This window comes from Facklamia sp. HMSC062C11 (assembly GCF_001810675.1).
Taxonomy (GTDB): Bacteria; Bacillota; Bacilli; order Lactobacillales; family Aerococcaceae; genus Facklamia; species Facklamia hominis.
This window is the reverse complement of record NZ_KV802382.1, coordinates 17517-28867: the sequence shown is the minus strand read 5'-3', so window position 1 is coordinate 28867 and position 11351 is coordinate 17517. Positions and strand designations below refer to the sequence as shown.

At 39.0% G+C, this 11351-nt stretch carries 10 protein-coding genes; 4 read left to right on the top strand and 6 right to left on the bottom strand.

Translation table 11 applies throughout. From position 1 onward, the window contains the following. The first annotated feature begins 7 nt into the window (after positions 1-7). The 4 genes from nrdF to HMPREF2758_RS01730 all read left to right on the top strand — a co-directional run bounded on the left by nrdF (position 8) and on the right by HMPREF2758_RS01730 (position 3500). Positions 8-1012, top strand: coding sequence for a class 1b ribonucleoside-diphosphate reductase subunit beta (nrdF, locus tag HMPREF2758_RS01745; RefSeq protein WP_070608786.1), 1005 nt, complete (start codon positions 8-10; stop codon positions 1010-1012). Positions 1013-1022: 10 nt separating this feature from the next. Further along, a complete protein-coding gene (gene nrdH / locus HMPREF2758_RS01740; RefSeq protein ID WP_070608784.1) occupies positions 1023-1253 on the top strand; it encodes a glutaredoxin-like protein NrdH in 231 nt (76 codons plus the stop codon). A 114-nt stretch (positions 1254-1367) separates the two neighbouring features. After that, on the top strand, positions 1368-2069 hold the full coding sequence (locus HMPREF2758_RS01735; RefSeq protein ID WP_070608782.1) for a YaaA family protein: 702 nt from the start codon (positions 1368-1370) through the stop codon (positions 2067-2069). Positions 2070-2156: 87 nt separating this feature from the next. After that, complete coding sequence (locus tag HMPREF2758_RS01730; RefSeq protein ID WP_070608780.1) at positions 2157-3500, top strand: MATE family efflux transporter; 1344 nt, start codon at positions 2157-2159, stop codon at positions 3498-3500. Between the two features lie 90 nt (positions 3501-3590). Here HMPREF2758_RS01730 and HMPREF2758_RS01725 read toward each other — a convergent pair whose 3' ends face one another. From HMPREF2758_RS01725 to HMPREF2758_RS01700, 6 genes are all read right to left on the bottom strand, one after another. After that, on the bottom strand, positions 3591-4805 hold the full coding sequence (locus HMPREF2758_RS01725) for an ABC transporter permease (protein ID WP_070608778.1): 1215 nt from the start codon (positions 4803-4805) through the stop codon (positions 3591-3593). Beyond that, positions 4792-5547 carry an ABC transporter ATP-binding protein gene (locus tag HMPREF2758_RS01720; protein ID WP_070608776.1) on the bottom strand — a complete coding sequence of 252 codons (756 nt, stop codon included), beginning with the start codon at positions 5545-5547 and terminating at the stop codon, positions 4792-4794. The genes HMPREF2758_RS01725 and HMPREF2758_RS01720 overlap by 14 nt, the downstream gene beginning before the upstream one ends. Positions 5548-5564: 17 nt before the next feature. Next, positions 5565-6905 carry an efflux RND transporter periplasmic adaptor subunit gene (locus HMPREF2758_RS01715; protein WP_070608774.1) on the bottom strand — a complete coding sequence of 447 codons (1341 nt, stop codon included), beginning with the start codon at positions 6903-6905 and terminating at the stop codon, positions 5565-5567. Positions 6906-7063: 158 nt separating this feature from the next. After that, positions 7064-8842, bottom strand: coding sequence for an ABC transporter ATP-binding protein (locus HMPREF2758_RS01710; RefSeq protein WP_070608772.1), 1779 nt, complete (start codon positions 8840-8842; stop codon positions 7064-7066). Positions 8843-8846: 4 nt separating this feature from the next. After that, the gene (locus HMPREF2758_RS01705) at positions 8847-10562 is read right to left on the bottom strand and encodes an ABC transporter ATP-binding protein (protein ID WP_070608770.1); all 1716 of its coding nucleotides are present in this window, start codon (positions 10560-10562) and stop codon (positions 8847-8849) included. Then, positions 10555-11178, bottom strand: coding sequence for a TetR/AcrR family transcriptional regulator (locus HMPREF2758_RS01700; protein WP_070608768.1), 624 nt, complete (start codon positions 11176-11178; stop codon positions 10555-10557). The genes HMPREF2758_RS01705 and HMPREF2758_RS01700 overlap by 8 nt, the downstream gene beginning before the upstream one ends. Positions 11179-11351 lie beyond the last annotated feature (173 nt).

Below are 11351 nucleotides of genomic sequence, written 5' to 3'. Positions count from 1 at the left end.
AAGCATTATGAAAGATTATTTTAATCAAATTATTCATGGAGATGTTCAAAATCATAAAGTCGATTATTACAAAGCAATCGACTGGAACCAAGTAGAAGACACCCTCGATAAACAAACCTGGGAAAAACTCACTAGCCAATTCTGGTTAGATACTCGAATTCCCGTATCCAACGACCTTGCTGATTGGCGATCTCTATCAGATATTGAACAAGATGTTGTCAATAAAGCTTTTGTAGGACTGACTCTTCTTGATACGCTTCAATCAGAAGAAGGGGCCAATGTCATGCGTTCCGATATCCGTACACAACACGAAGAGGCCGTTTTAAATAATATCCTCTTTATGGAGTCCGTCCACGCTAAATCCTATTCCACAATTTTTATTTCTCTAAACCCTAGCCAAAAAATTGATGAAATCTTTGATTGGGGTAACAGTAATCCCTATCTACAATATAAAGCTAAAAAAATCAATGAGGTTTATCAAAATGCAGGCCCACTTGAGAAAAAAGCTGCCTCTGTGCTTCTCGAATCTTTCTTATTCTATTCTGGATTCTTTGCACCTTTGTGGTATTTAGGAAATGCAAAATTAGAAAATGTCGCCGAAATTATCAAACTCATTATCCGCGATGAATCTGTCCATGGTACCTATCTAGGATATAAATTCCAATTAGGCTACCGCGAACTTGTCGAAGAAGAGCAATATCGATTGATGATGTGGGTCCACGAGTTACTAGAGGACCTCATGGAAAATGAAGTCAAATTTGCTGAAAGTGTTTATGACCAAATTGGTTGGACAGAAGAAGTTAAAGTCTTCATGCGTTATAACGCTAATAAAGCCCTACAAAACCTCGGCTTTCCACCTTTCTATGATGACGGTACTGCTGAACATGTCAACCCGATTGTTATGAACGGCTTATCTACCAACACAACGAACCATGATTTCTTCTCACAAGTTGGCTCCGGCTATTTGATGGGCCATGTAGAAGCCATGGAAGACGACGATTATAATTTCTAGGAGGAATACCATGTCTAAAATAACCATTTATTCAAAACCTAACTGCTCCCAATGTAATTTTACAAAACGATTTTTAGATGATCAGAACATCGCTTATCAGGAAATTGATGTCATGCAAAATGACGATGCCTTACAACACATTAAAGAACTCGGCTTCCTATCACTACCTGTAGTAGAAGGTCCCGACTTTGAAAGTTTTAACGGCTTCAATTTAATGAAATTAAAACAATTAGTTCCATAAAATTGATGGCCAAAGAACTAACAGTGATTAATAAAGAGGCTGTGACATTCATGTTGCAGGCTCTTTTATTGTTAGGAAGTCTATTCTTATATACGCTTAGAAAGGATCCGACTCATGAACCTTATCCTCTTATCTCCAAGTAAAGAAATGAGTGACCAACAAGGAACGCTATCCGTTAATTGGTCAACAAACAGTTATCAAGTTGCTACAGCCTTACAAAGCCTTTCCTTAGATGATATTCAAAAGCAATTTCATCTATCTGATAAGCTAGCTCTTCAAACATTCCACCATCATCAACATCTCTTTGATAAGCAAGCTCTGCCGGCTTACCAAGCCTATCAAGGCTTAGCCTTTCGTCAAATCGACTGGTCAAACATTCAATTAGACTATGCCCAAGAACATCTAGCCATCCTTTCTGCTCTTTATGGACTTGTGAGACCCTTAGATCCCATTAATCCTTATCGACTTGACCTCAAAATCCCCTTAAAGATTCAACATACTTCCTTAAAAAATTATTGGCAAAAACGGATTTCTCAAGCTCTCGAAGAACAACAAATTTATAATTTAGCTTCCAAAGAATTCTTTGACCTGGTCAACTTACCCCCGCAACAAATTGTTCAAGTTGACTTTTATCAGGATGTTTCCCTAACAAAAAAAGCCCCGTCAGCTACTTGCAAAAAGCTACGCGGAGCACTTGCAAATCACCTATTACAAAGTCAATCTTTTTCCTGGGATACTTTTTCTTGCTTTACATTCGACCAGTACCAGTTAAGCGCTACAAAAAGTCAAAAAAATCATTTAATCTACCATCGTTAAATAAACGGCTCAAAACATTGAAAAGCTGATGGTCTTTTAGCTACTTTCGTCTATAATAGAACTATCGTGTCAAAAGGAGTGTTTCGAGTGCTTAATGTCAAAGATTTTTATAAAGAAATGCTAGCCATCGCAATCCCTATTGCTCTACAAAACTTAATTGTTTCTAGTCTTAATACCTTAGATACCGTCATGATCTCCACATTAGGATCTGCGGCGATAGCCGGTGTAGGGCTTGCCAATCAAGTCTTTTTCTTTTATTCCATGATCTGTTTTGGAACAGGGACCGGTTCCTCCGTCATGATTTCTCAATATTATGGACGGCGGGATTTTGATAATCTCAAAAAGGTGAATGCCCTATCTAATTTGATCGCCTTTGGCACAGGGATTATTTTTACACTTCTCGCGATCCTAATCCCTCAACAACTAATTGGTCTAATGATCAAGGACCCTTTGGTTATTGAAGCCGGAGCAAAATACCTTCGATTAGTAGCTCTATCCTACATTTTAACTGGATTCTCTTTTTCAACTGGGATTTCATTAAGAAGTACCGGAAATCCGAAAGCCCCCTTGGTCGCTGCAATCGTAGGCTTCGTTTGTAATGCTTTTTTTAATTATGTCTTTATTTTTGGAAAATTGGGCTTCCCAGAATTAGGTATTCTTGGTGCAGCTGTAGGGACAATAATCGCACGAACAGCCGAAGCGAGCATCTTACTTTATGTGAGCACACGCTATCACTGCCCACTTCGGGGACGATTGGAAGAACTTTTTGACTTTAGTCAAGAATTTATTCAACGCTTTATCAAAATTACACTACCCGTTATTATCAACGAGACTTTCTGGGGTCTCGGTCAAATTATGTATTCCGTCGCCTATGCAAAGGTTGGAACAGATGCTACTGCCGCCATTCAGATCGTTATCGCTATCCAAAATATGGCCTATGTTCTAGTTCGTGGCTTATCTAATTCATGCACCATCATTCTAGGAAAGACGATTGGGCAAGGTCTAATGGATGCTGTCTCCCCCTATGCCATGCGATTCTTCAAATTAGGAACCCTCTTAGCTTTGATTATCGCTTTGTTTATTGGCTTAAATCCAGACCTACTCTTGTCCTTCTTTGGTCACTTAAGCCCTGTGGTATATGACTTATCACGTACTTTGCTGATCTTTGTTGGATTCCTATTTACTGTTCGTGCCTTCAATTCCATCCTCGTCGTAGGTGTCCTTCGCGGCGGAGGCGACACTCAGTATTCAATGTACCTAGAAATGGGCTCGGTCTGGCTCGTTGGAGTTCCACTCGCTTTTATTGGAGCGGTAGTCTTAAAATTACCGATCCAATGGGTTTTTCTCATGGCCTCAATGGAAGAAATCACCAAAGCTTCCTTTGGTCTTCTACGAGTAAGATCCAAAAAATGGGTGCATGAAATCAATTAAATAACGCATTATCGCTTAAAAAAAAGAGGCTGTGACTAAAAAGTCACAGCCTCTTTAACATTTCTACAATTCGATTTTGAATACTATTTTCTAGCGTAAAATTTCAATTAAATTCTTATGTGCAGCCTGCCTAGCTGGTAAATACCCCGCTGCTATCCCGATAAACACTGAAATTACAACCGTCACAAAAGCCGTTAGAAGATCATAGGCGGGCTTAAAGGGCAGAAAGTTCCCTGCAATCTTCGCGATGATAAATCCTAAAACATAACCAATTATCCCTCCAAAGGTAGTAATGACAATTCCTTCTAATAGAAATTGCCATTGAATCGATAACCGAGTCGCACCCACTGAACGACGAATACCAATTTCTTTTGTACGCTCAGACACCGAGATATACATCATATTCATCACTCCAACACCAGCAATAAATAAGGAGATCCCTGCAATTGAGGTAATAAATAAAGTAATCATCGTTAATTGCTTACTAATCTCGGCCATTTCTTCCGTTCGATCATAGTACTCATAACTTCCACTATCTTTTTCCTTACCGCTTTCTTTAAGGTATTCGGCAATCCGTTTATTGGTTCCTTTCATATCCGCATCATCCTGATAAAATACCTTGATCGAAAAATTAAAGGTGGATTGTTGTGAAAAACGCTCATAAGTCGCTTTAGGTATCGCTAGTTGAATTGGGTCAGCCATCCATCCCATTAAATTATCTTGCTCTTGGTCCATCGGCATCTGATATACACCTACGATCGTATAATCCTGTCCATCAAGATTGATCGCTTTGTGGTAGGCTTCTTGTGGCGAAGCAAAGAACATACTCGCTGCCATTTCTTCAATAATTACATATGGTTTCTTAGCCTTCGAATCAGATGAATTTAGATTCCGCCCCACCACCATGTTAAAATTTGTCTCTTCCTTGAGGCTAACATTCATATATTCTTGAGTCTTGCGAAAAGAAATTTGCATATACTGCTCGGTTACATCCTGACCATCCAGTTGTACTTCATCGACCCCTGGAAAAGAGCGTATATGCTCTAGATTGTCTTCGGAAAAAGGCTGCAATGTTCCGGGATCAGTGTCTGAACCCGTCATATTATAATAAAAACTTTGACTTCTTCGACCCTTTTCATCCTTAGCTAAGGAATCCAATGTCTGTTTCTCAAATCCCTTTCCCAAGCTTAAAATAGTGATTACTGCCGCAATACCAATCACAATTCCGATCAATGTTAAAAAAGTTCGACGTCCATTCATCTTAAGGGTAGCAAGAGAAGATTTAAGAATTTCACTTACGCGCATCTATGGCTTCCTCCTCTTCTTGACGGAACTTAAGCGCCAATCCGCTTGCTTCCTCAGCTGATACGTCCTGTACCTGTCCATCTAACATTAATAAGTGACGACTGGCATAGGTCTGAAGACTTGGGTCATGAGTGACCATAACAATCGTAACTCCCTCTTCCTGGTGTAACTTTGAAAGAATTGCCATAATTGCTTTTGATGTTTTCGTATCTAAAGCCCCAGTTGGTTCATCTGCAATCACAAAATCTGGTTGATTCACCAATGCACGCGCAATCGCTACACGTTGCCGTTGGCCACCGGATAACTCATGAGGCTTTGCGGTCATTTTCTGTTCAAGCTCCACTTTTTTTAGGACTTGCTCAACCTTTTGCATTGATTGATGATGAGAATAACCAGCATAGAGCAATGGCAACTGCACATTTTTGGAGACGGTCATATTATCTATAAGGTTAAAACTTTGAAAAACAAAGCCTACCTTTTGATTACGCAATTGAGAAATTTGAAAATCATTTCGATCAGAGACAGGCTCTCCTTGAAAAAGATACTCTCCTTCAAATTGATTATCCAAAAAACCTAAGACATTAATAAATGTCGACTTTCCCGAACCAGAAGCCCCCATAACAGACACAAATTCGCCTTCATAAATGGATAAATTAATATCCTTTAAAACATGAAGGGATTGATCACCATTTTTAAAATATTTATTGAGATGTTGTACATGAATGAGTGGTTGATTGGTCATAAATATTTCCTCACTCTCTAAAATCCACTCGGTGGACTCATCGCTCCAGATTGATTATCTTCATCCATCCCACCTAGCTGCATCACCTCAATTTTTTGTCCATCCTTAAGGTCGAATGGATTTAGAACCACTTGCTGACCTTCTTCTAAACCAGACTGAACAACCCGTTGCAAGCCTTGATTTTCCAAATCAACTTCTTTTTTATGAACAATACCTTCTTGATAAACAAAGACATAGCTGTGACCATCCTCTTCCAGTATCGCCTCTTGTGGTAAAACTAAACCAGTCGGTGTTATTTGAACTTTAACGGTAAATCCTGGTTGAATAAATTCATCCGGAGAAACTGTAAATCCAAACTGTGTAGACGATGAACCACCTGCTAAATTGCTTTCAGAAGCAGTAGCATTATTGCCAGAGTCCCGTTGACTTGGAGCGGAACTTGCCGGTGGTATCTCATCATAACGTACTAAGGTTCCACTAACATAACGGTCCTCCGCATTAATATAAATCTGAACAGGAATATCCTTAGCTAGTAAATAAAATTCATACTCAGTTACTGATCCTTTAATTTGAACTCCTTGAGAAATAATCCGCACTAGTGGAACCGAATTGCTCGTTTTTCCGTCAGGATTAAGGATCACCTTACCATCATATTCCGCCCGAACTTCTCCCCGCTGTTTTTCATAGAGCCGTTGCAATTTAATTTCAACATCTTCGATTTGTTGATTCACCTGACGTATCTGATCCTTGGCAGCTGCAGCCGGGTCTTCCTGACCTGCTGTTTGAATGCTATTCACTTGAGATTGATAGGCTTCCTCATCTAAGGGTGTCTCACTCACTAAGGGTTGCCCCGATTTCCCGATCAATTCCGAAACATAATAATAATATTGACCATCCTTCGCCCAATAGCCTTGTAATGTATCGCCTTGATAGTTATACAAAAGACCTGTTTGCTTAGATAAATTATCAATCAATCGATTACGATCATTATATAATCGAGTTTGCTCCCGCAAGGCATCCTCGATGTCATGTTGCAAGTCTCCAGTTTGAATATACTTATACAAGAGGTCGCCTTTTTTGACCTGTTGACCATCCTGCACCAAAATTTGATCAATCTGTCCCTTTTCAGCATCATAAAAATAGGAATTATCTGCCACTAGTTGGACCGTTCCATCGATGGTCACCGGATCCTGGGGATAAAGATCCATCACTTGATAACCCGTCGAATCTATATTGGACATCTCTGCTTCATTTCCAGCTTGAGTGCCTTTTACAAATTGATTGATAAAAAATGCTAATAAAGATAGAGTCACTAAACCAATCCCTATCCCAACAAACGCTCCCTTTTTCAACTTCATTTCTGTACCACCTTTTGCAGTTTGTCATCTAATTAAAACTGATTTGATAACTAATTTTAACATAGAAACGTTTTCCTGACTAGATATCTAAAAAAGTAACGCCAATTTTCTGATAACAGAAAATCAGCGTTTAAAATCAATCATTCTTAGCTATTGAATTAGGCAAACTGTGCATTGTATAAACTAGCATAGAAACCATTTTTTTCTAATAAAGTCTGATGATTTCCTTGTTCTATGACATCCCCTTGATTCATAACAATGATATTATCTGCATCACGAATTGTTGACAAGCGATGGGCAACAACAAAGGAAGTGCGATTCTCTAAAAGCTTAGCCATCGCTTCTTGAATTAAAACTTCCGTCCTTGTATCCACTGATGAAGTCGCCTCATCAAGAATAATCACTTCTGGATCAGATAGAAAAGCCCGAGCGATTGTAATCAATTGTCTTTGACCTTGTGATAAATTATTTCCATCCTCAGTTAAAAGCGTTTGATAGCCATCAGGTAGCGTGGAAACAAAGTCATCTACATGCGCTGCCTTGGCAGCCTGCAAGATAGCCTGATCACTCACTCCCTCATTACCATATTTCAAATTATCCCAAATACTCCCTGCAAATAGCCAGGTTTCCTGCAATACCATGGAATAATGGCTCCGCAAATCTTCTCGGGTATAATTCCGAATATCAATGCCATCATAATAGATAGCCCCTCCTGTTACATCATAAAACCGCTCTAAGAGATTAATAAGCGTTGTTTTACCAGCTCCCGTTGGACCAACAACGGCGATCATCTGACCCGGCTTTACCCTTAAGTTAAAGTCCGTCATCAATAATTGACCCGGCTCATAGCCAAATTGAACATGGTTAAACTCAATCTTATACTGGCTATCTCTCTTTTGCGAATCTCCTTGAGGGTGAATCATTTCTTCCTCGTCTAACAATTCAAATACACGTTCGGTAGATGCTAAAGTCATTTGAATGGAAGCAGCAAGATTAGCAAGCTGCCTAAAAGGACCAGAAAACTGATTGGTATATTGAAAGAAAGATTGAACTGTTCCTATTGGAATCTTACCCTCTAATACCCCAAGACCACCAATAATCGCTACTAAAATATAGATAATATTCTTCGATAAATCGACTAAGGGATTTAAAATACCTGCATAAAATTCAGCTTTCCAAGAGGCTTCATTTAACTGATCACTCTTTTGCTCAAACAAGGCTTTTTCATGATCGATCTGATTATAGACCTTGATGGCTGTTTGCCCTGAATAACGCTCTTCAATAAAATCATTCACATTTCCTAGTAAAACTTGTCTTTGACGAAACAAGTTTTGAGAGCGGCCAGAAATGATTCGAATAATCAAGTAATTCAAAGGAATCAATAGAACAACCACCAAGGTTAAAATACCACTCATCGATAACATCGTGAAAAATATGGCGAGTATTTGAACAAAGGAAGTCACTGCTTGTGTTAGTGATGGTCCCAAGGATGAAGCAATCTGATCCACATCATTGATGGCCCGCGAAAGGATTTCCCCGTTAGCATGACTATCAAAATAAGAAATCGGTAGATGACTCATCTTTTGCTTAATTTGCTTACGTAGATCATACACCGTATTTTGAGCGATTCTTAAAGTGATAAACTGTTGAAAGTACCGGAAAAAACTAGATAAAAGATAAGCTCCCGCTAAAATAACTAAAATACGTCCCATCCCATGATAATCAATTTGGTAATGACCATCATGCCATCCAGCCTTAACCCCTTCATAAATCAAGGTCGTAATCCAACCTAGAATTCGTGGAAGTTGGGCTTGTAAAAAGGCAGAAAAAGCAGCTAAAATTAAAACAACTAAGAGCCATAAACGTCGGCCTGCCATAAATTGATACAAGCGTTTTGCCGTATCCATAAAGGAGCGGTTCTGTTTCTTTTCTTCCATATGACTATCCCTCCTCTTTTATTTGAGATCGAACAATCTCTTGATATACCGGATTATTATCTAACAAACTTTGATGACTCCCACGCCCTACAATTTGACCATTATCTAAGACCAGAATTTGATCGGCATCCATCACGGTACTTACACGTTGTGCAATAATAATTATGATAGCATCCTGAATATTTTCCTGGAGAGCTTGGCGAAGCTTGGCATCAGTCTTAAAGTCTAATGCTGAAAAAGAATCATCAAACAAGTATATCGCTGGTTGGCTAACAATCGCTCGAGCAATGGATAAGCGTTGCTTTTGTCCTCCCGAAAAATTATTCCCTGCTTGTTCAACACGGGCATCTAAGCCCTCTGGCAAATCTCTTACAAAGTCTGCTTGAGCAATATCAAGGGCCCGCCATAATTGTTCATCTGTCGCATTGCTTTTACCATATAACAAATTCGAGCGAATAGTCCCCGCAAAGAGCATCGCTTTTTGGGTAGCATAGCCAATACAAGTTCTTAACGCTTCCTGGTCCAATAGGCGAACGTCAACCCCATTCAAACGAACCGCACCCGCAGAAGCTTCATACAATCTGGGTATAAGGTTTGCGATGGTGGTTTTACCCGAACCAGTACCTCCAATAATTGCTAAAGTCTCACCTTGATTCACTGTAAAATTAAGCTTAGAAACCGCTGGTCTTTGGGCTTGTGGAAAACCAAAATCAACCCCTTGAAAACTTAATTGCCAAGGACCATCTTGAGGAATGGGTCGAGGATCCTTCACGCTTTGAATCGAGGCTTTAGTATCTAATACTTCCAATATACGATCAGCCGAAACTTGTGCTCGGGGAATAAAAATAAATAGCATGCCTACCATTAAAATGGACATCAAAATTTGATTGGAATACTGGATGTAAGCAATAATATTTCCCACCTCCATGATTCCAACCTCAATCAGCTTAACCCCTTGGGTGAATATCAAGACATTCGATACGCCCACCACTAACAATAATGAAGGGAGTAATAATGACATAATTGAAAAACCTTTCACATTAGTATCCCGATAATCCCGATTCACCTCATCGAATCGCGCTTCTTCGTAAGTCGACGTATTAAATGCCCGAATAACCCGAACCCCTGTCAAACCTTCACGAAAAACCTTGTTTAACCGATCCATAATTGATTGCACTCGACGATAAATAGGTGTCACAATACGCATAATCACAAAGACCAAGACACAGATCAAAGGTAATGTAATCCAATAAATCCAGGCTAATTCACTTTGAGTTTGATAGGCGAAATAGGCTGATACTGCTACAATTATTGGTGTCATAACAATCATTCGCAAAGTCATCATGGTAATTATTTGAATCTGCATCACATCATTGGTTGTTCGAGTAATTAATGTTGATGTCTCGAAACGCGATAAATCATCTTGCGAAAAAGCCATTACTTGTGAAAAAATTTGTTTACGCAAATGATTCCCTAACCCTTGTGACTCCTTGGCGCACATTCTAACCGATATAAAAGCCAACACAATCGTCATCAATGATGCCACTAGCATCCAAGAACCATATTGCCAAATCCCCGACTGACTACCTGTTCTTGCCGCCACATTTAATATCTTAGCAGCTATTGTCGGCAAAAATAATAAGCTAACTGCCTCAAAAACCATTATTGAAAAAATGATGGCTAATTTCTTTTTATCCAACATTCCCCAGATTCTAATCATTCAATATCTCCCTTCTTAAAGTCCCTTCCAACAACCATTGTAACCGCTGTTCAAATAATTCTTGACAATCATCCAATGTCCAATGGTTCACCAAGGCTTTAGTAATACAGTGTGTTAACACAAAATGATAAAATTCAATAAAATTCCCAATATCTTTCTGCTCAATGACAAGATATTTCTCGAAATAAGTCAGCAATTTTTCTTGATCCAAATTTTTTGACTGATGAACCCATCGACTCGCTTGATAGATACGTTTTACTAATTGAAAATCAGCATGCAGTAACACTTGCCTTAAAAATTGACTATAGTGAGAGGTCAACATGAACTCAATATATTGAGAACCATGATTTATAAGTGCTAATTTTAAATCTAAGTCCAAGGTTACATCTGATGTAAATTGATCCAGTTCAAGAAGAACTTGCTGAAATAAATAAGAAAAAAAATCATCCAAATCTTCAAAATATTGATAAAAAGACCCTCTTGGGATCTCTGCACTTCGAATAATATTAGATACAGAAGCTTGACTCTTCGGTCGTTGAGAAAACTCCATAATCCCCGCCTTCACTAAACGGTCTTGCTTTTCTGGACTTAAATTTAAAAAAGTTTGACTTGGCATAAGCTTCCCCCTTAAAATGACACCGTGTCGCTTTATGTCCAGTATATATGACAGGGTGTCACATTTCAAGCGGGTAGAGGTAGTATTCACCTCTAATAGCTAACCTAAGAACACTCATTAGAATTATACTCGGAAAAAATTAGAGTACAGAGGCTATCCCAAAAGTAGAGCAG

Bases quoted from the DNA above. Each gene is read 5' to 3' on its own strand.
- nrdF (WP_070608786.1), top strand. From the start codon at position 8: ATGAAAGATTATTTTAATCAAATTATTCATGGAGATGTTCAAAATCAT.
- nrdH (WP_070608784.1), top strand. From the start codon at position 1,023: ATGTCTAAAATAACCATTTATTCAAAACCTAACTGCTCCCAATGTAAT.
- HMPREF2758_RS01735 (WP_070608782.1), top strand. From the start codon at position 1,368: ATGAACCTTATCCTCTTATCTCCAAGTAAAGAAATGAGTGACCAACAA.
- HMPREF2758_RS01725 (WP_070608778.1), bottom strand. From the start codon at position 4,805: ATGCGCGTAAGTGAAATTCTTAAATCTTCTCTTGCTACCCTTAAGATG.
- HMPREF2758_RS01720 (WP_070608776.1), bottom strand. From the start codon at position 5,547: ATGACCAATCAACCACTCATTCATGTACAACATCTCAATAAATATTTT.
- HMPREF2758_RS01715 (WP_070608774.1), bottom strand. From the start codon at position 6,905: ATGAAGTTGAAAAAGGGAGCGTTTGTTGGGATAGGGATTGGTTTAGTG.
- HMPREF2758_RS01710 (WP_070608772.1), bottom strand. From the start codon at position 8,842: ATGGAAGAAAAGAAACAGAACCGCTCCTTTATGGATACGGCAAAACGC.
- HMPREF2758_RS01705 (WP_070608770.1), bottom strand. From the start codon at position 10,562: ATGATTAGAATCTGGGGAATGTTGGATAAAAAGAAATTAGCCATCATT.
- HMPREF2758_RS01700 (WP_070608768.1), bottom strand. From the start codon at position 11,178: ATGCCAAGTCAAACTTTTTTAAATTTAAGTCCAGAAAAGCAAGACCGT.